We start from the raw sequence: 23,207 nt of genomic DNA on the forward strand, positions 1-23,207 counted from the left end.
CTACTCCTGATCAGGATTACGTAAATAATAGCCAACTCCTCGACGCGTAACAATCCACATCGGGGTACTTGGAGTCTCCTCAATTTTCTCACGAAGTCTTCTTACCGTTACATCCACTGTACGTACATCCCCAAAATAATCATAACCCCATACAATTTCAAGTAAGTGTTCGCGTGTCATAACCTGACCAATATGACGTGCTAAGTAATGCAATAATTCGAACTCGCGATGCGTCAACTCAATCTCAACGCCATTTCTTGAAACAACATACGCATCTGGATGAACGATGAGAGATCCGATAACAATATCTTTCGTTGCCCTCACCGTATCATCTGGAACCTCTTGTCTGCGCAGGTTCGCTTTTACTCGTGCAATCAACTCCCGATTACTAAATGGCTTTGTCACATAGTCATCTGCACCAAGCTCCAGACCTAATACTTTATCAATTTCTGTATCCTTCGCTGTCAACATAATAATCGGCATCGATTGTGTCTTACGAATCTCGCGGCATACTTCATTTCCATCTCTATTTGGTAACATAATATCTAATAAAATTAACTCAGGTTTCTCCGATTCAGCAAGCGAAATAGCCTCATCTCCATCATAAGCTAATACGACTTCATATCCTTCTTTTTCTAAATTGAATTTTAATATATCTGCGATTGGCTGTTCATCATCTACAACTAAAATTTTCTGACTCATAATGCCACATCCTTTTTTTGCATTGCTTGTTTCTATTTTATCGTACTTTGGGTTAAATGTCTTGGGTTGTCATTGATTGTTTTACGTTTTAGTTTAAGGTAATGGGTGACTTCCCACTATATTTGAGTATGAGCGAGCGGGAGGGTGGTTCACTCGAGCGAGAGAGGGAGTCACTCGAGCGACAGGAGATTCTACTCGAGCGAGAGAGGGAGTTTTTAACTTACAAATACGTGGTCTAACTCCACCGTCTTTAGACGGTATCCGCTTTTAGCCTTATCCTTAAATGTTCATACTTGAAGTATGAGGTGATTAGTATGGACGGATATCGAAAAAGTGGTCATGCAGTGTATGATATCAAGTATCACGTAATATGGGTAACAAAATATAGATATAAGGTATTGCGGGGGCACATAGCAGTAAGGACAAGGGAATTGATTAGACAGGGTTGTGAAGCAAGAGGAATTACAATTTTGCAAGGAAGTGTCGGTAAAGACCATATTCACTTATTGTTATCCTGCCCGCCAAGTATTGCTCCAAGTAAAGTTTTGCAGTATCTAAAAGGGAGATCATCAAGATTATTACAGGATGAATTTCCAGAACTCAAAAAGCGCTATTGGGGTCAGCATTTGTGGGCAAGAGGATACTTTTGCGCCACAGTTGGAACGGTAACAGATGAGATAATAAGAAATTATATAGCCAATCAATTCAATGAAGGCAAGGACGACATATTCAAGATTGAAGAATGAGTTTAGTCAAATTTTGAATATGCTTTAGCTTAAGGACTTTGAGCAGGACTTCAGCCTGAAAAGCGACTTTAGTCGCCGACATTTATGTCCAAATCCACCTGCTTTAGCAGGTGGTCGTTTAAGCTTGGTGCTCGAACCAGAGGTGGTCTTGCTCGACCTGGGGATGCTGGCGCTCGAACCTGGGATGCTCCCGCGCGAGCGAGCGGGAGGATGGTTGACTCGAGCGGGAGAGCGACTCACTCGAGCGACAGGTGATTCTACTCGAGCGAGAGAGGGAGTTTTTAAGCTTGGTGCTCGAACCAGAGGTGGTCTTGCTCGACCTGGGGATGCTGGCGCTCGAACCTGGGATGCTCCCGCGCGAGCGAGCCGGAGGATGGTTGACTCGAGCGGGAGAGCGACTCACTCGAGCGACAGGAGATTCTACTCGAGCGAGAGAGGGAGTTTTTAAGCTTGGTGCTCGACACAGAGGTGGTCTTGCTCGACCTGGGGATGCTGGCGCTCGAACCTGGGATACTCCCGCGCGAGCGAGCCGGAGGATGGTTGACTCGAGCGGGAGAGCGACTCACTCGAGCGACAGGAGATTCTACTCGAGCGAGAGAGGGAGTTTTTAAGCTTGGTGCTCGAACCAGAGGTGGTCTTGCTCGACCTGGGGATGCTGGCGCTCGAACCTGGGATGCTCCCGCGCGAGCGAGCGGGAGGATGGTTGACTCGAGCGAGAGAGCGACTCACTCGAGCGACAGGAGATTCTACTCGAGCGAGAGAGGGAGTTTTTAAGCTTGGTGCTCGAACCAGAGGTGGTCTTGCTCGACCTGGGGATGCTGGCGCTCGAACCTGGGATGCTCCCGCGCGAGCGAGCGGGAGGGTGGTTGACTCGAGCGGGAGAGCGACTCACTCGAGCGACAGGAGATTCTACTCGAGCGAGAGAGGGAGTTTTTAAGCTTGGTGCTCGAACCAGAGGTGGTCTTGCTCGACCTGGGGATGCTGGCGCTCGAACCTGGGATGCTCCCGCTCGACCTAAAGAGGCTCCCGCTCGATCCGACATGCTCCTCTCCTGGTCCCGCTAAAATTGCTTCTCATCAATGCGAATGTAACGATTTTACTAGTTGGCATTTAGTTAATGAAGGGCCGGTTATAGGGAAAAAGAAAATTCAAGCGTTCCTTCCTGATTTAGGTCGACACTCTCCCGATCCAGTTATAGGTTATAATAATATTAGAAAACTTGGTTGTCACCAAGCCTTTAGGTGACAGCCCTAGTTGCACTTATGCAGTAAGAAAGTTTTTATACTTTTTTAACTGCAAATAAAGAGCCATATGACCGCAGCGGCCGTCCCGTCGAAAACATATAAATTTATTTTCTGATAAATGGAAGAAAAGAGTGGAATTTAAGCTGCTATTTAACCAATAAAAAGAGGCTATCGATGAAGACAGCCTCTTACCAATTAGTCTCTATAAACACTTCGTACAACATTCGTCTGCGAGCGATCTGGCCCGACAGAAAATACAGAAAGCGGAATTTCCGTTAATTGTGAAATACGCTCTAAATAATGGCGCGCATTTTCCGGAAGTTCATGCAGGTTTTTCACATGTGTAATGTCTTCTGTCCAGCCGGGCATTTCCTCATATACCGGCTCACATTCTGCTAAAACGGATAAACTTGCCGGAAACTCATTCATTATTTCACCTTTATAGCGATAAGCCACACAGATTCTCAAATTTTCTATTCCTGTTAAGACATCCAATGAATTTAATGATAAATCCGTAATTCCACTCACGCGACGTGCATGACGAACGACCACACTATCAAACCAGCCGACACGACGAGGTCTTCCTGTTGTTGTTCCGTACTCACGCCCGACTTCCCGAATTTGCTCACCTACTTCATCATCCAGTTCTGTTGGAAAAGGGCCATCACCAACACGGGTTGTATATGCTTTAGACACACCTACAACATGATTGATTTTCGATGGGCCTACACCAGACCCAATTGTCACACCACCTGCAACCGGGTTGGACGATGTAACAAATGGATATGTTCCCTGATCGATATCAAGCATAACACCTTGCGCCCCTTCAAATAAGACGCGACGGCCATCATCTAGTGCATCATTTAAAACAACCGATGTATCATAAACGTACTGTGCCATTTGCTGGCCATATTCATAGTACTCTTCTAAAATATCTTCTACCTTGATCGGGTCTACCTCATATACTTTTTCAAATAAGCGGTTTTTCTCTTTTAAATTCTGCTCCAATTTCGTGCGAAAGGCTTCTTTATCGAGCAGGTCGGCAATTCGAATTCCACTACGTGCGGCTTTATCCATATATGCAGGTCCGATGCCTTTTTTCGTTGTACCGATTTTATTATCGCCCTTTTCATCTTCCTGTAAAATATCCAATTGCAGGTGATAAGGCAAAATCACATGTGCGCGGTTACTGATGCGCAGATTATCGGTCGAAATATTACGTTCATGCAGGTAGGCAACCTCCTCGACAAATGCTTTTGGATCAATCACCATACCATTTCCCAACACACAAATTTTATCATCAAAAAATATGCCAGACGGGATTAAATGCAATTTATACGTTATATCATCAAACTTGATCGTATGCCCAGCGTTGTTTCCCCCTTGATAACGAGCAACAACCTCGGCATTTTGCGATAAAAAGTCCGTAATCTTCCCTTTCCCTTCATCGCCCCACTGCGTTCCAACTACTACTACTGAGGACATCGTGCACCTCCACTAATTTATGTATTATATGATTTTTATTGTTTCCTAGCGTAAGTTTATCAATAATGGAGATGTAAGTCAATTTGAAAAGCGAACGTTGTGTGGATATTAATTTTTATTGTTCGGTAAAGTGCCAGTCTAAAATGGAATTATCTTATCGTTGGATATAAAAAGAACCCGGTTTGAAAAAGGTTAATTAAAATGGATTCTTAGCCAATAGATTCTAATTTGGTTTTCATCTTATACATCACGTGATTCCTTCAAAAGATCATCCAGTGTGACGTAATCGCCTTTTTTGATGCATTACCGAGCTTGTTCTATTTCTTTTTTCGTAGTATCATTTATTTCTAATTCATCTTCGTCGAATAAGTGCCGTGAAAAATCCTTCATCCTTGGCAACTTTTCTTTAGGAAATTTGTCAACGATTTGGTGTAATTCTTCACGATCAATCATAACATTTTACCTCCTTTTTATGAACTATACCCATAGGTGGGATAGTTTAATTTAAATATTTTTTTGTTATAACGCCGTAATAATACCTTATAAGTATAAAGCCTCGCAACTTCTTAAATGATATAACTGTCAATTACTTTTATGCTTATTTTCTGGCTTATTGAATAAAACAAGCCTTGCAGCAAAAAATATCTAGAAATACTTTACACGATGAGGTGGAAAAAATGCCTTCAATTGAACCACATTTATCCATGACCGGGCGGTTGAAAGGGAGCTTGCTCAAGTTAACGGAAGAAATCAATCAAATGATTGATACCATTGATATGCAAGAATCCAATGTGTTAAACAAATTTGAACAAATTCATCATTCCTTTCATAATGTTCAAGCCGCTACAGCATCTTATTACCTAAAATTGTATTTATCGCCCTTTATAGCCCAGTATGATGTACTTTCCACAGCCGTCCAGCATTTATCAGAGCGTAATCATGGCGCATTAATTGTCATCCAACGGAAAGATGAATTGGATAGCCTTGTTCATTCTGGTTTACCCCTAAATGCTGACCTATCTTATGCACTGCTGGAATCCATTTTTTACACCGGCAGTCCCTTGCACGATGGAGCAGTCTTAATTTGTAATGATACGATTACTTCTGCTGCAAATGTCCTCCCATTATCAGAACACAAGGTAGAAGGGAAGAAGCTAGGAACCAGGCATCGCGCAGCTCTTGGCCTTTCTGAACAAACGGATGCGCTGGTGCTGGTTGTGTCAGAGGAAACCGGGAGAGCGACTTTTGCATTAGACGGGAAATTATATCCGATACGGACGACTGGGATGGTGTGATTAAGCTGAAATTAAACTTATTGTATCCTTGTTAGTTGATTGACATGCGATCTTACTATGGTATGTTGTGATCAAGGGAAAGGGGTGATCACATGAAGAAACTAACAAGGGTTTATTGCTTTACTATTGCCCTACTATTACTCGTTCTATTTCTTGTTGGATGTGCAGGGAATACGAACGCAGAATCTGAAAAAGAAAATGACAAGACAGAAGAAAACAATTTAATAGACGAGGAGGAAGATGAACCGGAGCCTACCACAGGATCTGAAGAAGCTTCAAGCGACGATGATAATAATACTTCTTCTGACAAATCAACAAACGAAGAGCCTTCAAATAATACATATGAAGATGACAATGCATCTGGAAACGAAGAAGATAACCCATTGTCCGAATATTCTTCTGAGGAAATCGAATACGCTCGAGTTTGGTTGCAGCTTGGAGTTATGAAAGATGTAGATGAATTAAATGTTCGACATATTCCAGCTGGTACAGCCCTTAATTCTGATGATGAAACCAGTGCTAGCTATCCGGAAGATGTGTTCCAGCTAGCAGGTGCTCGCTTAGTAGCTGGCTCAGTAACTTACAGTGGTAATGGAGATGGAACGATTAATGTATACAACGTTCCTTTACGTTGGGATGGAGAGTACCCTGCAGGCGAAGAATTCTACGAAGATATTATTGAAAATACAGAGTTGGAGTACATTGATACAGGTGACGATGAAGAAATCATAGAGCTCATTGATAAAATGAATATTCATTAATCAGAAGTCGTTAAATTGATTTACGCAAAAAATAAGGGGGGATTCAACGTTATATTGAACACCCTTCTATATAGTACATTACCGTCCATGTAGCAATTTTAATACACTCACATTTATAATTTAAGAAAAAGAGACGTTTATTAAACAATTGTGGCCGATTGTAGAAATGAGTGTGCAAAAAATATCATGAACTTGCAGGATACACGGGAGGGACAGAATTGGTATAACCATGTCCACCTCATGCCTCGCATCACTATTTTATACGGTCACGCCGATATTTTTCTATCTTTTCCAGACTCTACCCCGGCAATCACGATAATAATAGCCACAACGCCTAACGCAATGAGAGGTACCAGCCACCCATTCGTTACATCATGAAGTGCACCAGCCGTGACAGGTCCAGCAGCTGCCATTAAATAGCCAAGGGACTGTGCCATGCCTGACATTTCCGATTGCAATTGCTAAGCCAATTAATATCGTCCCTACAAATAGTAGGGTAGCCCCGAAGAATGGACGAACGATAAGTCCGATTGTTAAAAGTATTAAGGAAAAGAAAATAGTCCTTTCCATCCCAATTCCGTTTGCAATTTTCGGTGCGAACGGCGAAAGCAATCCAAAGGCAAGCAATGGAAGTGTCGTAAGCGTTCCTGCTAGTGTATTGCTGATATCTAAGTCATCGCGAATAAATGATAGGAGTGACCCTACTGAAGTCAATGGTGCCCTAAGGTTGGATGCAATTAATATAATTCCAATTAGCAAGCCTCAGCTAGCTACTTTATTTCGTTGGGTATTATTATCTAGTGTTGCTCTCGTTTTCTCCAAGTCTAGTCCTCCATTATGCTAATCAAAGGGTCTGTCCCTCACCACCTTAGCGTAGTGAGAGACAGACCCTTTTAAAAAATTAAACAGGAACCGGCGGAATATCACTTTCTTGATAGCGATGGTCCAGATCCACGAATTTATTATATTCCTTCACAAACGCTAACTCTACTGTTCCGGTCGGGCCGTTACGTTGCTTGGAAATGATGATCTCAATAATATTCTCTTTCTCAGACTCATCGTCATAATAATCATCACGATATAAGAAACCTACGATGTCCGCATCTTGCTCAATACTACCCGATTCTCTTAGATCAGACATCATTGGGCGTTTGTCCTGACGTGATTCGACACCACGGGAAAGCTGTGATAGCGCGATTAAAGGAACATTTAATTCACGGGCTAGACCTTTCAATTCCCTGGAAATCTCCGAGACCTCTTGTTGTCTATTTTCACCAGATTTCCCGCTACCTTGAATAAGTTGCAAGTAATCTATCAAAATCATACCCAAACCGCTTTCCTGCTTTAACCTTCGACATTTAGAACGAATTTCACTTACACGAATTCCTGGAGAATCATCGATGTAAATTCCTGCATTGGAAAGAGATCCCATTGCCATCGTCAATTTACTCCAGTCATCTGATTGCAATTGTCCATTACGTAGACGCTGGGAATCAATGTTACCTTCCGCACAAAGCATACGTTGTACAAGTTGTTCTGCGCCCATTTCCAGACTAAAAATAGCAACATTCTCATCCGTATTTACTGCCACGCTTTGGGCAACATTTAAGGCGAAAGCTGTCTTACCAACAGATGGACGTGCGGCAACGATAATTAGATCATTTCGTTGGAAGCCGGAGGTGATCCGGTCTAAATCGCGAAAACCGGATGAAACACCTGTTATATCAGAAGTGGCATGATGTAGCTGTTCAATCGTATCATATACTTCAATTAGCACATCTTTAATTGTTTTAAAGGATCCCGCTTGTTGACGACTCGATACTTCCAGAATATTTTTCTCTGCTTCGTTCAATACAGCTTCTACATCATCTTCTCTTTCAAACCCAGATGTAACAACATCCGTGGCTGCACGAATCATACGGCGAAGTAATGCTTTCTCTTCTACTATTTTACTGTAGTATCCAACATTTGCAGCGGTTGGTACACTGCCAGCAACTTCAGAAAGATATGCGACACCACCAACTTCATCAAGTTGTTTTAAATTTTGTAAATAGGTTGTTACGGTAACAACATCAATTGGTTCCCCTTTATCAGAAAGGTGCATCATTGCTGCAAATATACGCTGATGCCCTGCACGATAAAAGTCTTCAGCAACCAATAGCTCTGAAGCTTGAGGAAATGCTTCTGGTTCTAAAAACACAGCTCCTATGACAGATTGTTCGGCTTCTATATTATGTGGTGGTATACGATTATTCCAAGATTCACTCATAACCCGAAGTCACCTCCCTTATTTGTGTGACATTTTTTCTAATGGCTCTTTTCATAAGTGTTGGGACTGCGGTAACTCGCCCCACCGAAAAGAATTGTTGTTTTGACATAGGATTTATAAAGTACGACGTAACTGCCAGGTGATTTCCGCTGCGTACAGTCGCTTTCCGCGGGCACGGCTTTGCCCTGGCAAAGGGTATGTCGACGTTGTTCGCAAAGAACGGTTTTAGTCGACCTTCCTTAGAGTAGTCCTGTGGGGTCTTCAGACTCGTGCTGGGACTGCGCGTAAATGCTCGCCCCACCGAAAACCATTGTTCCCGCAGGAGTCGACTGTACTCCGCTCCAATCAACCATCATAAAAGTGCATGTCTATGTCTATTATATGATCAAGCAATTTTGATGAAGTTGAAAAGCATCTTACCAGCGGAGGAAATACACGGAGACTCCTGGTCGGCTAAGAATGGTCACGTCCTGTGACCAACGCCGACACTTGAACGTCCTGTTCGGCGCGGGAACAGTGGCCAGAGTGAGACCCCGCAGTGCGTAAAATGATGAAGGCCGACTAAAACCGCCCTTTGCGGGCAACGTCGGCATACCCCTTGCCGGGGCAAGGAGGCTCACGGGTCACCCTAAGGTGCGCGTAGTGTATTTCCGCAGCGGGGTAAAAGTATCATCCTTCATTTCAAGTTACGTCGCCTTTTATATCCACTGCGACGATTCAAAAGCAACAACACCTACGAGAAGACCTTTTTCTCATTAACTATTATTATTTTTCACTATAAATCAATCATGCCATTATCCTTCAAACTTACTTTTCAGTTATATGAACAGTAATAGATCCAGTAACTTCAGGATGTAACTTAACAGGCACAGTAGTATAGCCTAGTTGACGGATTGGTTGATCCAGTTCGATTTTGCGTTTATCGATCTTATGCCCATAATCTTTTAGTAGAGCTTCAGCAATTTGTTTACTTGTAATCGAACCAAATAGACGTCCTTTGTCTCCTGATTTGGCTTTTAACTCTACGTTCAGGTCTGCTAATGTATTTTTTAAATCGATTGCTTCATCTTTCTGCTTTTGTTCCTGCTGAGCATCTTTACGCTGTTTCGCTTCCAAAGCTTTCAAGTTTCCAGGTGTTGCTTCTTGTGCAATTTTATTTTTCAATAAATAGTTGCGTGCATAACCATCCGAAACTTCTTTTACTTCCCCTTTTTTACCTGTACCCTTTGCGTCTTTTAAAAAAATTACTTTCATTCTGATTCTCTCCCTTCCATATACTCATTAATAATATCTTTCAATAGGTTCTCAGCGTCATCGAGGTTCGTATCTTCGATTTGTGTCGCCGCATTTGTTAAGTGGCCACCACCGTTCATTTTTTCCATAATAATCTGCACATTGACCTCACCAAGCGAACGTGCACTTATGCCAATTTTACCATCGTCACGTTCAGAAATGACAAACGATGCCGTTATACCACTCATCGTTAAGAGTGTGTCAGCTGCTTGTGCAATCAATATATGACCATATGTTTTTCCAGGACCAGCTTTAGATATTGCAATAGAATCGCGATAAACTTCTGCTCTTTCTATTAATTTACTTCGTTTCACATAAACATTCAGGTCTTCCTTCATAAACTTCTGTACCAGAATATTATCTGCACCTTTAGAACGTAAATAGGATGCAGCATCAAATGTACGTGATCCTGTACGTAATGAAAAACTCTTTGTATCAATAATAATACCAGCTAACAGTGCAGTAGCCTCCAGTATTTTTAATTTCAGGTTTTTCGGTTGATATTCCAATAGTTCTGTAACCAATTCTGCCGTTGATGATGCATATGGTTCCATATATACCAAGGTTGGATTATCAATAAATTCCTCACCACGGCGGTGATGATCAATAACCACCTTATACTCTGTTTTTTGAAGCAAGGTTTCATTTGCAACCATTGAAGGACGATGTGTATCCACTACAACCACTAAGCTGCGGCCTCCGGTAATTTCTTCGGCTTCTTCTGGATCGATGAAATGATCCCATAAACTATCATCTTTCTTAATTTCATCAATTAAACGGGAAACTCCTGTATCAATATCTTCTGGATCAAATACAATATAGCCATCAACACCGTTTGTTTTAGCAATGTTTAAAATACCTATTGCAGCACCAAGCGAATCCATGTCTGGTGCTTTATGCCCCATAATAATAACATTATCACTTACTTTAACAAGTTCCATCAACGCATGGGAAATAACTCGTGCTCTAACACGGGTACGCTTCTCCATTGGATTCGTCTTACCACCATAAAAACGAACCTTTCCTGCCTCATCTTTAATTGCAACTTGGTCACCACCACGCCCAAGCGCCAAGTCAAGACTAGATTGTGCCAATTCACCCAAAGTAGTAAGTTCTGCATCACCAGAGCCAACTCCAATACTCAATGTGACTGGATTATTTTGTTCCCCATTTACTTCACGAACTTGATCTAAAATATCAAACTTTACTTTTTCTAAGTTTTGTAGTATTTGTTTCGTTCCCACAGCCAAAAACCGTTCTTGTGAGGTTCGTTTCAAATAGAGCCCATTCTCTGTCGACCAGTTATTTAATAGAGAAGTTACTTGTGAATTTAATTGACTTTTTGTTTTGTCATCCATGTTTTGCGTGATTTCCTCATAATTATCTAAGAAAATAATAGCGATAACCGTTTTCTCATTATGATACAACATTTGCAATTTGGATTGCTCTGTTCGGTCAAACAAATATAATAATCGTTCATCTCGTTTTATTCGCGTCTTAAATTCATAATCGTTTATTTCGATCCACATATCATCTTTATTTTCCTTAATCATCGGAATGAGCTTTTCGGAAAAGGTGTTTAGTGAATCGCCGATGACCGTATCTTTTTCTCCACTAAATTTATTCATATATGGATTTACCCATTCAACCGTATAGTCATCATTATATAACACGATACCTAATGGCATTTCAAGTAACGCTTCGTCTCCCACTTTCTTAACGCGATGAGAAAGCACAGATATATATTCTTCTGCTTCATTAATCAATACTTTTTCTTTTCGTATACTATAGAAGATAGAAGCAGCTAGAAATACTGTCATAATGATTCCTAACTCCCATTGGAAGTACCATATGACAACAAGCAAAATAATAGACAGTGAATAAATCACCCATAAATGACTACTAAGTGTTGGTTTCTTTTTTAAATCTGGCATCGTACTCAGCTCCTACTAACTTGAGACCTGTTTATTTTTTACGCTTATCTTCATTTCCTGTCAGCCTATCTCTTAACCGAAAGCCTATATCAATTATACCTAAAATACGCACTAAATAAAGCATTAGCGGAGGGAAAATCACTGCTAATACAACACTAATGATTGGAAGTGCCTTTGACATCTTCTTATGATGGGCGTAAAAGAATATAAATGAGAATCCTTGAAGAGACATCAATAGTCCTGTTAACATGAGCAAATTCTGAGCACCTAGATAAAAGATATTGCCAGAATCTAATTCAATAAATGAAAGAAGTAGCGCAAATAAGTATATCCATATGATCGATACTGGAAATTGCAAGGTGCGAAAAGGCGGAAAGCGCAATTCTTTTCTTTCGATGCGATTAATCATTTTATAACTAGCCCACTGGCTGATAAAGGCCAATAATATTGCAGCTACTGCCAAGCCTACAGGAAATAGGTCCGTTAATAAATTTACTTGTTCCTCCATCATTTCTTGCGCTTCTGTTGCTTGTTCACTACCAACTCCAAATTGCTCTAACAATTCTGTGCTCATTTGCATGGATTGAGCTACAATTAATTCAAATTCTTCTATCCAGTTTATATCAAACAAGACCTGTGTGTATACAAATACAAATAGCAAGCCAATGATAAAACCAAACGTTCCACGTGCCCACGTTTCATATGCAGATACATTTTGGTAAATTGCACTCCCTATCATCAGTCCACCCAGCCCCATAAGAACTGCTATTGGCAACGAAAAAACAGTAGCAAAAAGCGTTGTTAAAAGCATTGCAACTGCCAACATTAATAATGTTGGTTTCCAATCATATCTAGACCCATATATAATAAACGGTACTGGTAACAGGAACATCGCAATGATCGATACAACTGGAACTAAAATGGTGACGAACAACAATACCATAAAAATGGCTGTAAGTAATGCCCCGTCTGTTATTTTTTTTGATTGATTCATCTATTGCACCTCATCTAAAACATTTATAGCATTTGCCTGTATTTACTGAAACTCAGAATAACTCGGTCATTTTCAATTACGTGACATATCTTAGTCGAAATACGTACATGATACTTCACTAATTTAATTTCACTCATTGTAATATGATAACATGATTTATGATAAAATGTATGTCGAAACAAGTTGAGAACATTATTTCCTGGGGAATATTTTGTAATTAAATGGTGACGACATCTTACGTAGAAATCCAATCAGTATTTCCTTATGCAGTAACGCGCTTTTATTTTGCTTTTCTATTATAATGAAAATGAATACTTTACTAGAAGGATGAAAACAATGATTTTCCTGCAAGCATTTATACATAGCATCAAATTACCCAATAAAAAAGCTGTCTTCAAGCTTAATCGAATTGGGATGGATATTACAGTAATCTATATGTTTATACTATTATTACTCGTTTCTATTCCATCATTAATTGAACAATTAACAACAGCAAGTGGGCAGGCCGCTGATTTAAACTTTTTATTTTTACTCATATACTTTTTTATGTTTTATTATTTGCCAATGACGCTTATTGTATTTCTAGTGCTTTCAATAATCGCCTATATTGCTACCCTTTTCGCCAAAAGAATGCAGCGCAAATTACGCTTCTCCATCCTTTGGAAAATGAGTGCCTATACGACCACCATACCATTTATTCTTTATACAGTAATTGCATTAATTTTTCCAGTTCGTGATATGTTTTTACTCGTTTCGCTTATTTATACACTCACATTATTAGTGATGATTATTTTTGTTTATCCGAAGCGCAAAATTCGGTCGTAATTGGTTCGTGAATACTTGTTATGGAAACTTGTTCTGTAGAGGTAGAACTAGGAACGTTGTAAATTCTACATCTTAATTTCAAAACCCTTCTTTTTTATTAATGATTTAATAGGAGTAATTTTTAATCTACATAAAAAACCTCTAAACCCAGCCCAGGCCAGATTCAGAGGTTAAACTACTATTATTCTTCTGCTACAAACGGCAATAATGCCATTGTACGAGCACGTTTTATTGCTTTTGTAAGTTTACGTTGATATTTTGCAGATGTTCCAGTAACACGACGTGGAAGAATTTTTCCGCGTTCGGATACGAAACGTCTTAGCAAGTCAACATCTTTATAGTCAATGTGTGTAATCCCATTTGCTGTGAAGTAACACACTTTACGACGTTTTGGACGTCCGCGACGAGCTGCCATTGATAGCCCTCCTTTAATTTAAATCTTAAAATGGTAAATCATCATCTGATATATCGATAGGCTCTCCATTCGTTTTAAATGGGTCCTCTTGATTTTGGTTCTGATTTTGGTTCTGATTCGGAAACTGATTTCTATTTTGCTGGAATCCTGATGTGTCTTGTCCCCTATCCGGAGATGAGGCACCTTTTGATTCTAGAAATTGCACACTGTCTGCAACGACTTCTGTTACAAATACGGTCTTACCATCTTGTCCTTCAAATGTACGTGATTGAAGACGGCCATCAACACCAATCTGACTACCTTTTTTCATATAGTTGGCAAGGTTTTCAGCCGGTCTGCGCCACACGACACAGTTAATAAAGTCTGCATCACGTTCACCTTGTTGATTGGTAAATGGTCGATTAACTGCAATGGTAAAATTAGCTACTGCTACTCCGTTTGGTGTATAACGTAGATCAGGATCCTTCGTTAACCTGCCAACAAGTACGACACGATTTAACATCAGAACCACTCCTTATTATTGATCATCTTCTCGGATTGTCATATGACGAATAATATCATTAGAGAACTTAGCTAAACGATCAAATTCATTGATTGCTTCTTGATCACTGCTGAAGTTAATGAGTACATAATATCCATCACGATAGTCTTTGATTTCATAAGCAAGACGTTTCTTACCTTTTTCATCAACTTTTTCTATCTCCGCGCCATTATTAGTTAAAACGTTGTTGAAACGCTCCATTAAAGCTGTTTTGGCTTCCTCTTCAATGTCTGGGCGAATGATATACATTATTTCATATTTCCTCATTCGGTACACCTCCTTTTGGTCTAAACGGCTCCATTCAATCGATGGAACAAGGAGTAATCAAATTGTAATTACTCACGATAGTGAATTATACCAAATGTTTTCCAAAATTACAAGTCCCCGAGAGATCCTAAATCAAACGTTAAACAAATTAGTAACCATTTCACCAACATACAAGGTCGTCATGCTTTTTTATCCTGTTGTAATGATGCGTCCTTTACTATTAAACGTTAAAACGGAAGTGAATAACATCGCCATCTTTGACGAAATATTCCTTGCCTTCCAATCGAACATTTCCTTTTTCACGCGCCTGCGCCATTGCACCTGCATCCATTAAATCATCATAGGAAACCGTTTCTGCACGAATGAATCCTCTCTCAAAATCCGTGTGGATAATCCCAGCTGCTTGTGGTGCTTTAATACCTTTACGGAATGTCCATGCACGCACTTCCTGCTCACCTGCCGTGAAATACGTACCCAGGCCTAATAAATGATAAGAAGCTTTAATAAGTTGGTCCAAGCCAGATTCAGGAATGCCCAGCTCCTCTAGATACATTTCCTTTTCCTCTTGATCAAGCTCAGCAATTTCTGATTCAATCTTCGCACAAACGACAATTACTTCTGCACCTTCATTCGCTGCAAATTCTTTTACTCGCTGCACATTTTCGTTCGCGTCTGGATCCGCAATTTCGTCTTCATTCACATTTGCGACATACAATGTTGGTTTGCTTGTTAATAAATGAAGTCCTCTCACAATCTTCCACTGTTCTTCCGTAAACTCCAATGCTCGTGCAGATTTTTCTTCTTCAAGGCCTGTTTTCAACGCATGAAGAATGTCTAGTTCTGCTAATGCATCCTTGTCCTTCTGCCTTGCTAATTTTTCAACACGCTGCATTCGCTTGTTGACCGTTTCCAAGTCAGCTAAAATTAACTCCAGATTAATGATTTCAATATCATCAATTGGATCGACTTGACCAGACACATGCGTAATATTATCATCATGGAAACAACGCACCACTTGGCAAATTGCGTCAACTTGACGAATATGAGACAGAAATTGGTTCCCCAGTCCTTCCCCTTTACTTGCACCTTCGACAATACCTGCAATATCTGTGAATTCAAATGCTGTTGGTACTGTTTTTTTCGGTTTTACTATTTCTGTTAATTTATTTAAGCGATTGTCCGGAACTTCTACAATACCAACATTAGGATCGATCGTAGCAAACGGATAATTTGCTGCTTCTACCCCAGCTTGTGTGATGGCATTAAATAACGTAGATTTCCCTACGTTGGGAAGCCCGACAATTCCTGCTGTCAAAGACATACAACTTTCACTCCTTAAGGATTTCATTCATATGAACGCGTTAGTCAACCTAATTATAGATATAAGAAATTAAAAAGACAAGTATGTAAAAAGCAAAAATAGGTAGCCGAAGTCCACCTATTTTTGCTTTTTACCCTATTATTTTCTGTTTTTCTAGCTATTTTGATCTCCATAATACTGTTTTCATAGCAAAATAATCAATTTTAACCTTTTATTCTTCTGCTTTTTCCAGTACTTTCTTCATCTTCTTTGAAAATTCCCTGCGCGGGATCATCACACTGTGATCACAACCCAGACATTTAATTCTTATATCCATTCCCATCCGAATTATTTTCCAGTGATTTTCCCCGCATGGATGGGGCTTTTTCATTTCTACTACATCATTTAATCCAAATTGTTTATCCGGCATTTGGCTTTCTCCTTTTCATGATTATCTCATTGGATTACTGCTCGCGCTCTCGATTTTGTTCCAAGAACGTTTCCTTATCATCTCGATTATACATCACAACACGTGGTGCTGGAATTTCAATACCTTCTTTATATAATTGATCCTGCACTTCTCTGCGAATATTTCGTTCTCCAGCCCACTGAAAACCAGGTAATGTATCCGCGATAACACGAATAACAAAATGAGATACTTCTAGGTTCTGTACACCAATAATCTCCGGAACCCCAACTATAAAGTCATGTTTTTCTGGTAGTGTAGCTGCTACTTCATTAATAATACGCTCTGCATCTGCTACATTGCTCTCATATGGAATATTAATATCTACGATTGATAAGCCGTTATGAACGGAATAATTGGTAACCTGTGTAACGACTCCATTTGGTAAGACATTCATTTCCCCTGTCCAGCTTAGAACCTGTGTTGTACGAAGTCCGATTTCTTCCACCGTTCCTTCAATACCAGCTATTGCCACATAATCTCCAACAGAGAATTGGTCTTCAAAAATGATAAAGAACCCTGAAATAATATCACGAACTAAGTTCTGTGCGCCAAAACCAATTGCTAGACCAGCAACGCCTGCACCTGCTAATAATGGACCTATTTCGAATCCCAATACATTGTCCAGAATCATGATAAAGGCAATAAAATAAACAACATATGCGACAACACTTTTAATTAGTTTTTTAAGTGTATTTTCCCTGCGTTCCGTAATGCGTATTGGGCCTCTTCCTCTATTTACAAAAAGACGATTAACAACTTTCTTGCTGACTCGCACAATTATTACTGCTAAAAGTAAGATGATGATTATTCTTAAAATACCCGTTCCTACCGTAAGCCAAAGTTCCGGCCCGGTAATATAATCCCATAAGGATATAAATTGTTCATTCATTGTATCCATGTTCCAACCTCCGTTTAATTACATTTACTATTTTTCCATTTTATTCCATATCGGGTATAACAATAATCGAGTAAGTACGTATAAATTCAGTATTCCGTATGCTGGATAAATATAGCTTACTAACGTTGAAAAACCTAATGTTGTTAATGGAATCATTGTAGCTAAGGTCACTACTACAATCAACCATAAAGGCTTTTTAAAGAAATCTTTTATTCTTGTTACGATCCCCAAGATTCCGGATGCAGCGGTAGTAAATATTGCGAACCAGAGAAGCAAGGTCATAACTATAAGTATCTCAAATGGATAATTTTTGAGGATGGCAAATAACGGAATTTCATACAAGAGAATTTCATCCGCTATTTGAATTAAACTATTGTTGTAAATGTACGATATCACCCCTAATATAAGCCCACTACCAATACAAGCAATCCATATTTCCTGTTTGGAACCAATCTTATTGCCAATAGCGCCTAATACTGCAATTAATGGGAGTATATTAAGTGCCGTAAAAGGAAAAGCAGCTGTCCAGTTTCGTTGTTCATGCCAATGAGAAAATAATGCCAATTGCTGATCAAAGGTAAACATTAATAAAATAAATAAAAGCCCACCAAGCAATAACGGCAATATGATTTGATTCATCGCTAACAGACCATTGATATCCTTCAAAAATAAAATGATCAAAGCAATAGCCATCATCACTATACCCCACCAGTAGGATATATTAAACACTTGTCCAGCCGCACCACTTCCAGCGATCATAATAACGGTAGTCGTATACAAATAAAAAAATATCATTACATCATAAACTCCCGTTAATTTACTGCCTACAATTTTTCGTAATACTGGTAGATACTGCGTTGACTTTCGTTCATAGCTAATCTTCAATATCACACCACAAGACGCCGAAAAGAAAATAACAAACAACAGAATAGCCAGTCCACTTTCATGACCAAAAAATTGCCATAACTCCCTTCCTGATGCATACCCCGCTCCAATTGTTGTTCCGATAATTAAAAACATCCATTTAATCCCAGCACTCCACATTCCAGTTCCTCCAATATTTTTAAAATACATGTATAGAACGTTGAAAATATCCGTATACTATACCAATATGATTGTGGAGGAGAAGCTATGAATCTAATAAATCGTTTCAGGCCAAAAAGTGATAGTCTACGAATGCTACATAACGACACGGACCTACTTACAGCAATGGGAGAAAAAATAATTTCATGGCTTCCTGAGTTCCCTCGTGATTACGTTGCTGTCTGCATTGGAACTGATCGTTCTACTGGTGATGCACTGGGACCATTAACGGGAACATTTTTTTCGGAAATGAAACCGAAGCATATAACCATCTATGGAACATTACATGAGCCTGTTCATGCGATGAATCTAGAGAATTATATAAAGCTGATTAACAACAACCATAAAAACCCTTATATTATTGCAATAGATGCATGTCTCGGAAAAAATAACTCTGTAGGGTACCTTATTACTGGAAATGGCCCAATTAAGCCTGGTGCCGCTTTAAACAAGCCTCTTCCACCAATCGGTGATCTTTATATCACTGGCGTGGTTAATGTTAGTGGTTTTATGGAACAAGTGATCTTACAAAACACAAGACTTTCAGTTGTAACAGATATGTCTAAACAAATAGCAAGCCTACTAAATCTAATTGACGAGCGTATGAAGCATAATTACTCCTTGCCATCCGTTATTATAGAAAAAGATAGACAGAAAATGATTTAATACTCCCCTTTTATATATAAAACAACGAGCTTATTAAAAAGCTCGTTGTTTTAGTATGATTACCTTATTTCTTTCACTTCATGAGATACAGACTTCTTCTCTTTTCTTCTTTTAACAAATTCTTCAACCTTATTAAAGAACCATTGTAAAGCTAAACCTTGAATAACAACTCCAATTATCGTTATGCCTGTTAATATCCAAATTGATTTGACATTCTCTATTACAAATAGCTGATGGCCAAAAAATAATAAATGGCTACATACAACGGATACGGCATCAAAAAATGTTACTATAAAATGTTCGAGATTCCATATAAGTAATGATGCAGCCAATAATAATGATAAGAAGACCGATACTGCTATTGTCATGGATTTATAGGTTAGTTTTTCCAAATAGGGAGTCACATAGTATTTTGTAATGGTTTTTAAACGAAATAAATGAAAAAGCCTTACAATTCTTGCCAACTGGAAGAATTGATCCAACGGGATTATAGCTATAAGGTGAAAAGGGTTTTGTTTTATAAACTGCCATTTTTCCTTAGACGTTAATAGCCGGATTGTAAAGTCGCTAAAAAATACAATCCATACAATAAGATTAACCATCGAATTATAGGTGTTTTCCGTCCAGATCGTGATGATGGTAAACATAACAAGAATAATCATCAGACTCTCATACCCTATTTTTATCATTCTTTGCATAATACAGCCCCTCTGTAGCCCTATGAAAAAGTCTTTTACATGAGTTGATAGATATAATAGATTATTCCAACGGTCGCGATCGATGGTAGTAGATTCCCTATTCTAATCTGTGTTATTTTTAATAAATTAAGCCCAATGGCTAAAATCAAAAGGCCCCCTACTGCAGTTAATTCAACAATCATGCCATTCAAAAATGCAGCCGGCAACCATTGATCTATTTGAGTCGCAAGTAAAGCAATCGCTCCTTGATACAGCAATACTGGTATGACAGAAAATATAACACCAAATCCTAATGTTGTTGTTAATACAAGTCCTACAAATCCATCAATCACACCTTTGGTTATTAGTATCTCATGATCACCACGTAGTCCGCTATCGAGCGCTCCAATGACTGACATGGCTCCAATAACAAATATTAGTGAAGCTGTGACAAATCCTTGCGCAATACTGAAATCACTATTTTTTGTTGTGAATTTGCTACCAATCCAAGACCCCAACCGGTTTAACCCTTCTTCCAAGTGGAGCCATTCACCAATTATTGCCCCCGTAAGCAGACTCAACAACACAACAATAATGACTTCTGTTTCAAAAGCCATCTGTAGTCCTATCAATATTACCGCTAGCCCAATTCCATGCATGACTGTTTCTTTATATCTCTCTGGTATCTTAGTGAAAAACAATCCAAGTAAACTACCTATTATAATAAATACTGCATTGACGAGCGTCCCGTACAAAACCATTTTTACATCTCCATAACTTTTCATTTTCGAATGTTAATTCTTGCTTCTTATTTAGAGCTTGTTTCTTTTCATAAACGCTGTTCACAAAATCTATAGAAGACGACGTAGTGACAATTCCTTCGCAAACACTGGTTGAGAGCAAGGATTCGCTACGGAAACACATTTCGCTTTCCGCGGGCGGCTGGTGACCCTCCGACGCACAGGACGTACAAGTGCAGGTGTTGCGACAGGACGTCGCGAACTTAACCTGCCTTGTGCTAGCGCACTGCGGGGTCTCACCGAGGCCTTCCCTCCCGCAGGAGTCTTCATGTGTTACCTCCGCTGGGTGTTCCGGTTACTGCCGCTAAATTGCATTAGTAATCAATATTCAAAACATCCAACCGCCTCACCAGTTCGGGTGAGCGAAGGGGGGTGACTCCTCGAAAATACAAACCAATTTTCTTCGTGCGATGCAATGCTGCGTAGCCTTCCTTGTCCTGCGGGAACAAAGGCTTCGGTGGGACAAGTAAGCGCAGTCCCAATACTTACGAAAAGAGCCTAAAATTTAGAATCAATGATATTACTTATGTAATAAGACCTGAACATCTCATCTTAGAAAACACACTGTTATACTACTTAATGTTGGAAAATGTTTCACGTGAAACATTTTGTGAATTAGAATTTCTTACATTATAACAAAAGACTGACACAAAATCTGCATCAGCCTTAAATGAATTAAAATAGTTACTTGTTTTCTAAAACATCAATAATTCTTTCCAAATCATCGTCGGTATAAAATTCAATTTCAATCTTCCCTTTTCGTTTACCACGATGAATATTAACTGCTGTACCTAAATGATCCCTTAACACCGTTTCTCTTTCCTGTAAAAAAACGTCTTTTTTAGGCTTTTCTTTTTTCTTAGTTGGTTCTTCGTTCAATTGGATAATAAGCTGTTCAACCTGTCTAACATTTAAGTTTTCCTTACGCACTTTATTAACTAATGGAACTAAGTTCTCTTTTTCCTTTAACCCCAATAATGCTCGACCATGACCCATGGAAAGTTCACCATTATTAATGGAAGCAATAACTTGTTCAGGTAAAGATAGCAAACGCACAATATTAGCTATATGCGAGCGACTCTTGCCTAAACGCTTTGATAATTCATCTTGTGTTATTTTTAATTCGTTCATCAGGTTAGCATATGCATGAGCTTCTTCTATTGGCGTTAGATCCTCACGTTGCAGGTTTTCCAATAAACCAAGTTCCATCATTTTCTCATCCGTAAGTTCTTTAACAACTGCTGGAACGCTTTCCAACCCTGCTTCTTTTGCAGCTCTATAACGCCTTTCCCCTACTACAATTTCATAGCCTTTTATACTTTTTCGAACGATTAATGGCTGAATTATTCCATATTCCAAAATAGAATCTTTTAACTCTTCTATTGAATCTGCTTGAAAGGTCTTTCTTGGTTGATAAGGATTTGGTCTACATTCAGCAATAGCAATTTCGTGAATAGTATCCTCTTCTTGCTTCTCAATGTCAGGAAACAGTGCATTAATACCTTTACCCAACCCTTTCGCCATTGGCTATCACTTCCTTTGCTAATTCAAGATATACATCTGCACCTCTTGATTTCGGATCGTACGTTATAATAGGTTGTCCATGACTAGGTGCTTCACCTAAACGCACATTCCTCGGGATGATAGATTTATAGACTTTATCTTGAAAATATTTTTTAACTTCTTCAATTACTTGTATACCTAAATTCGTTCGTGCATCTAACATCGTTAATAATACGCCTTCAATCATTAAATGATTGTTTAAATGCTTTTGTACAAGGCGAATTGTATTCAATAGTTGACTTAGACCTTCAAGTGCGTAATATTCACACTGAACTGGGATAAGTACGGTATCTGAAGATGTTAAAGCATTAATCGTTAGCAAGCCCAATGATGGTGGGCAGTCTATAATAATGTAATCATATGTTTCTTTAAGGCTTTCCAATGATGTTTTTAAACGGATTTCACGTGATATAATCGGTACAAGTTCAATTTCTGCTCCAGAAAGTTGAGTTGTTGCAGGTATGATATCTAAGTTGTTTACACTTGTTGGAACACATACTTCTTTAGCAGGCAAGTCCTCTACTAGAACATTATAGATGCATTGATTTACATCTGCTTTATTAATGCCTACGCCGCTTGTAGCGTTGCCCTGTGGATCAATATCTACAATTAATACTCTATTACCTAAGTGTGCCAGGCACGCACTTAAGTTTACCGATGAAGTCGTCTTCCCTACGCCACCTTTTTGATTTGCTATGGCCATTATTTTACCCATGTTGTCACCTACCTATTAGAAAATATCACAATTTAAATATACGTTTCATAACGACTTTCTATTAATTAAATATGTTGTATATACTATACTATCATTCTTTCTATTCCATCGACTATTATTATTGCACTTAACTCAATTTTATAACTGCCCTTTCGTATACGCAGTTGCTATATTTCACGGTAATCCGAATACATTTTGCACCCTTACGCGATATAATTCGTTCGATATTGGCTAATCTATTGATGTCGAATGTAATCGAACTTCC

The 23,207-nt window shown here is 39.2% G+C and carries 24 protein-coding genes and 1 pseudogene; 5 read left to right on the forward strand and 20 right to left on the reverse strand.

Annotated elements, in window-relative coordinates; translation table 11 throughout:
- The gene (yycF, locus tag OLD84_RS19135; RefSeq protein WP_209464360.1) at nt 1–702 is read right to left on the reverse strand and encodes a response regulator YycF; all 702 of its coding nucleotides are present in this window, start codon (nt 700–702) and stop codon (nt 1–3) included.
- Between the two features lie 314 nt (nt 703–1,016).
- Here yycF and tnpA point away from each other — a divergent pair, with 314 nt between their 5' ends.
- Nucleotides 1,017–1,448 carry an IS200/IS605 family transposase gene (gene tnpA / locus OLD84_RS19140; RefSeq protein WP_209464359.1) on the forward strand — a complete coding sequence of 144 codons (432 nt, stop codon included), beginning with the start codon at nt 1,017–1,019 and terminating at the stop codon, nt 1,446–1,448.
- 1,439 nt (nt 1,449–2,887) lie between these two features.
- Here tnpA and OLD84_RS19145 read toward each other — a convergent pair.
- Both OLD84_RS19145 and OLD84_RS19150 read right to left on the reverse strand, forming a co-directional pair.
- Nucleotides 2,888–4,177: an adenylosuccinate synthase gene (locus OLD84_RS19145; protein WP_209464098.1), complete on the reverse strand. Its 1,290-nt coding sequence runs from the start codon at nt 4,175–4,177 to the stop codon at nt 2,888–2,890.
- 303 nt (nt 4,178–4,480) lie between these two features.
- Entirely contained in the window at nt 4,481–4,630 is a 150-nt protein-coding gene (locus OLD84_RS19150; RefSeq protein WP_209464099.1) for a hypothetical protein, read from the reverse strand.
- 224 nt (nt 4,631–4,854) lie between these two features.
- On the opposite strand from OLD84_RS19150, the gene cdaS reads away from it, so the two are divergent.
- Both cdaS and OLD84_RS19160 read left to right on the forward strand, forming a co-directional pair.
- Nucleotides 4,855–5,472 (forward strand): sporulation-specific diadenylate cyclase CdaS, encoded by a 618-nt coding sequence (gene cdaS / locus OLD84_RS19155; RefSeq protein ID WP_209464100.1) that lies wholly within the window; start codon nt 4,855–4,857, stop codon nt 5,470–5,472.
- Nucleotides 5,473–5,564: 92 nt separating this feature from the next.
- Entirely contained in the window at nt 5,565–6,233 is a 669-nt protein-coding gene (locus OLD84_RS19160) for a hypothetical protein (protein ID WP_209464101.1), read from the forward strand.
- 266 nt (nt 6,234–6,499) lie between these two features.
- Here the strand turns inward: OLD84_RS19160 and OLD84_RS19165 are convergent, their stop codons facing one another.
- The 6 genes and pseudogenes from OLD84_RS19165 to OLD84_RS19190 form a co-directional block, all read right to left on the reverse strand.
- Nucleotides 6,500–6,670 (reverse strand): hypothetical protein, encoded by a 171-nt coding sequence (locus tag OLD84_RS19165; RefSeq protein ID WP_209464102.1) that lies wholly within the window; start codon nt 6,668–6,670, stop codon nt 6,500–6,502.
- A 4-nt stretch (nt 6,671–6,674) separates the two neighbouring features.
- Nucleotides 6,675–6,992 (reverse strand): annotated as a pseudogene (locus OLD84_RS19170) (MFS transporter); the annotation flags it as partial.
- 142 nt (nt 6,993–7,134) lie between these two features.
- Nucleotides 7,135–8,502: a replicative DNA helicase gene (gene dnaB, locus OLD84_RS19175; protein ID WP_209464103.1), complete on the reverse strand. Its 1,368-nt coding sequence runs from the start codon at nt 8,500–8,502 to the stop codon at nt 7,135–7,137.
- 807 nt (nt 8,503–9,309) lie between these two features.
- Nucleotides 9,310–9,756, reverse strand: a complete 447-nt coding sequence (gene rplI, locus OLD84_RS19180; RefSeq protein WP_209464104.1) for a 50S ribosomal protein L9 — start codon at nt 9,754–9,756, stop codon at nt 9,310–9,312.
- Nucleotides 9,753–11,729, reverse strand: a complete 1,977-nt coding sequence (locus OLD84_RS19185) for a DHH family phosphoesterase (protein ID WP_209464105.1) — start codon at nt 11,727–11,729, stop codon at nt 9,753–9,755. Before OLD84_RS19185 ends, rplI begins: the two co-directional genes overlap by 4 nt.
- Before the next feature lie 31 nt (nt 11,730–11,760).
- Nucleotides 11,761–12,723 (reverse strand): YybS family protein, encoded by a 963-nt coding sequence (locus OLD84_RS19190; protein ID WP_209464106.1) that lies wholly within the window; start codon nt 12,721–12,723, stop codon nt 11,761–11,763.
- A 327-nt stretch (nt 12,724–13,050) separates the two neighbouring features.
- On the opposite strand from OLD84_RS19190, the gene OLD84_RS19195 reads away from it, so the two are divergent.
- Nucleotides 13,051–13,548: a DUF1189 family protein gene (locus OLD84_RS19195; protein ID WP_245301648.1), complete on the forward strand. Its 498-nt coding sequence runs from the start codon at nt 13,051–13,053 to the stop codon at nt 13,546–13,548.
- A 181-nt stretch (nt 13,549–13,729) separates the two neighbouring features.
- Here OLD84_RS19195 and rpsR read toward each other — a convergent pair whose 3' ends face one another.
- The 7 genes from rpsR to OLD84_RS19230 form a co-directional block, all read right to left on the reverse strand.
- A complete protein-coding gene (gene rpsR, locus OLD84_RS19200; protein ID WP_209464107.1) occupies nt 13,730–13,963 on the reverse strand; it encodes a 30S ribosomal protein S18 in 234 nt (77 codons plus the stop codon).
- Nucleotides 13,964–13,988: 25 nt separating this feature from the next.
- A complete protein-coding gene (gene ssb / locus OLD84_RS19205; protein WP_209464108.1) occupies nt 13,989–14,465 on the reverse strand; it encodes a single-stranded DNA-binding protein in 477 nt (158 codons plus the stop codon).
- A gap of 15 nt (nt 14,466–14,480) precedes the next feature.
- A complete protein-coding gene (gene rpsF / locus OLD84_RS19210) occupies nt 14,481–14,771 on the reverse strand; it encodes a 30S ribosomal protein S6 (protein WP_209464109.1) in 291 nt (96 codons plus the stop codon).
- Nucleotides 14,772–14,991: 220 nt separating this feature from the next.
- On the reverse strand, nt 14,992–16,092 hold the full coding sequence (gene ychF / locus OLD84_RS19215; protein WP_209464110.1) for a redox-regulated ATPase YchF: 1,101 nt from the start codon (nt 16,090–16,092) through the stop codon (nt 14,992–14,994).
- Nucleotides 16,093–16,303: 211 nt separating this feature from the next.
- The gene (locus tag OLD84_RS19220) at nt 16,304–16,501 is read right to left on the reverse strand and encodes a DUF951 domain-containing protein (protein WP_209464111.1); all 198 of its coding nucleotides are present in this window, start codon (nt 16,499–16,501) and stop codon (nt 16,304–16,306) included.
- A gap of 34 nt (nt 16,502–16,535) precedes the next feature.
- Entirely contained in the window at nt 16,536–17,438 is a 903-nt protein-coding gene (locus OLD84_RS19225; RefSeq protein WP_209464112.1) for a mechanosensitive ion channel family protein, read from the reverse strand.
- A 27-nt stretch (nt 17,439–17,465) separates the two neighbouring features.
- Entirely contained in the window at nt 17,466–18,482 is a 1,017-nt protein-coding gene (locus OLD84_RS19230; RefSeq protein WP_209464113.1) for a YkvI family membrane protein, read from the reverse strand.
- 87 nt (nt 18,483–18,569) lie between these two features.
- Between OLD84_RS19230 and yyaC the strand changes: the two genes are divergently transcribed.
- The gene (gene yyaC, locus OLD84_RS19235; RefSeq protein WP_209464114.1) at nt 18,570–19,187 is read left to right on the forward strand and encodes a spore protease YyaC; all 618 of its coding nucleotides are present in this window, start codon (nt 18,570–18,572) and stop codon (nt 19,185–19,187) included.
- Nucleotides 19,188–19,246: 59 nt separating this feature from the next.
- Here the strand turns inward: yyaC and OLD84_RS19240 are convergent, their stop codons facing one another.
- The 4 genes from OLD84_RS19240 to OLD84_RS19255 form a co-directional block, all read right to left on the reverse strand.
- Entirely contained in the window at nt 19,247–19,885 is a 639-nt protein-coding gene (locus OLD84_RS19240) for a transporter (RefSeq protein WP_209464115.1), read from the reverse strand.
- A gap of 35 nt (nt 19,886–19,920) precedes the next feature.
- Nucleotides 19,921–20,625: a DUF554 domain-containing protein gene (locus tag OLD84_RS19245; RefSeq protein ID WP_209464116.1), complete on the reverse strand. Its 705-nt coding sequence runs from the start codon at nt 20,623–20,625 to the stop codon at nt 19,921–19,923.
- A gap of 723 nt (nt 20,626–21,348) precedes the next feature.
- The gene (locus OLD84_RS19250) at nt 21,349–22,188 is read right to left on the reverse strand and encodes a ParB/RepB/Spo0J family partition protein (protein ID WP_209464117.1); all 840 of its coding nucleotides are present in this window, start codon (nt 22,186–22,188) and stop codon (nt 21,349–21,351) included.
- Nucleotides 22,169–22,942 carry a ParA family protein gene (locus OLD84_RS19255; protein WP_209464118.1) on the reverse strand — a complete coding sequence of 258 codons (774 nt, stop codon included), beginning with the start codon at nt 22,940–22,942 and terminating at the stop codon, nt 22,169–22,171. Before OLD84_RS19255 ends, OLD84_RS19250 begins: the two co-directional genes overlap by 20 nt.
- Nucleotides 22,943–23,207 lie beyond the last annotated feature (265 nt).

Source organism: Virgibacillus natechei (assembly GCF_026013645.1).
GTDB classification, from domain to species: domain Bacteria; phylum Bacillota; class Bacilli; order Bacillales; family Amphibacillaceae; genus Virgibacillus_L; species Virgibacillus_L natechei.

Bases quoted from the DNA above. Each gene is read 5' to 3' on its own strand.
- yycF (WP_209464360.1), bottom strand. From the start codon at position 702: ATGAGTCAGAAAATTTTAGTTGTAGATGATGAACAGCCAATCGCAGAT.
- tnpA (WP_209464359.1), top strand. From the start codon at position 1,017: ATGGACGGATATCGAAAAAGTGGTCATGCAGTGTATGATATCAAGTAT.
- OLD84_RS19145 (WP_209464098.1), bottom strand. From the start codon at position 4,177: ATGTCCTCAGTAGTAGTAGTTGGAACGCAGTGGGGCGATGAAGGGAAA.
- OLD84_RS19150 (WP_209464099.1), bottom strand. From the start codon at position 4,630: ATGATTGATCGTGAAGAATTACACCAAATCGTTGACAAATTTCCTAAA.
- cdaS (WP_209464100.1), top strand. From the start codon at position 4,855: ATGCCTTCAATTGAACCACATTTATCCATGACCGGGCGGTTGAAAGGG.
- OLD84_RS19160 (WP_209464101.1), top strand. From the start codon at position 5,565: ATGAAGAAACTAACAAGGGTTTATTGCTTTACTATTGCCCTACTATTA.
- OLD84_RS19165 (WP_209464102.1), bottom strand. From the start codon at position 6,670: ATGGCACAGTCCCTTGGCTATTTAATGGCAGCTGCTGGACCTGTCACG.
- dnaB (WP_209464103.1), bottom strand. From the start codon at position 8,502: ATGAGTGAATCTTGGAATAATCGTATACCACCACATAATATAGAAGCC.
- rplI (WP_209464104.1), bottom strand. From the start codon at position 9,756: ATGAAAGTAATTTTTTTAAAAGACGCAAAGGGTACAGGTAAAAAAGGG.
- OLD84_RS19185 (WP_209464105.1), bottom strand. From the start codon at position 11,729: ATGCCAGATTTAAAAAAGAAACCAACACTTAGTAGTCATTTATGGGTG.
- OLD84_RS19190 (WP_209464106.1), bottom strand. From the start codon at position 12,723: ATGAATCAATCAAAAAAAATAACAGACGGGGCATTACTTACAGCCATT.
- OLD84_RS19195 (WP_245301648.1), top strand. From the start codon at position 13,051: ATGAAAACAATGATTTTCCTGCAAGCATTTATACATAGCATCAAATTA.
- rpsR (WP_209464107.1), bottom strand. From the start codon at position 13,963: ATGGCAGCTCGTCGCGGACGTCCAAAACGTCGTAAAGTGTGTTACTTC.
- ssb (WP_209464108.1), bottom strand. From the start codon at position 14,465: ATGTTAAATCGTGTCGTACTTGTTGGCAGGTTAACGAAGGATCCTGAT.
- rpsF (WP_209464109.1), bottom strand. From the start codon at position 14,771: ATGAGGAAATATGAAATAATGTATATCATTCGCCCAGACATTGAAGAG.
- ychF (WP_209464110.1), bottom strand. From the start codon at position 16,092: ATGTCTTTGACAGCAGGAATTGTCGGGCTTCCCAACGTAGGGAAATCT.
- OLD84_RS19220 (WP_209464111.1), bottom strand. From the start codon at position 16,501: ATGCCGGATAAACAATTTGGATTAAATGATGTAGTAGAAATGAAAAAG.
- OLD84_RS19225 (WP_209464112.1), bottom strand. From the start codon at position 17,438: ATGGATACAATGAATGAACAATTTATATCCTTATGGGATTATATTACC.
- OLD84_RS19230 (WP_209464113.1), bottom strand. From the start codon at position 18,482: ATGTGGAGTGCTGGGATTAAATGGATGTTTTTAATTATCGGAACAACA.
- yyaC (WP_209464114.1), top strand. From the start codon at position 18,570: ATGAATCTAATAAATCGTTTCAGGCCAAAAAGTGATAGTCTACGAATG.
- OLD84_RS19240 (WP_209464115.1), bottom strand. From the start codon at position 19,885: ATGCAAAGAATGATAAAAATAGGGTATGAGAGTCTGATGATTATTCTT.
- OLD84_RS19245 (WP_209464116.1), bottom strand. From the start codon at position 20,625: ATGGTTTTGTACGGGACGCTCGTCAATGCAGTATTTATTATAATAGGT.
- OLD84_RS19250 (WP_209464117.1), bottom strand. From the start codon at position 22,188: ATGGCGAAAGGGTTGGGTAAAGGTATTAATGCACTGTTTCCTGACATT.
- OLD84_RS19255 (WP_209464118.1), bottom strand. From the start codon at position 22,942: ATGGGTAAAATAATGGCCATAGCAAATCAAAAAGGTGGCGTAGGGAAG.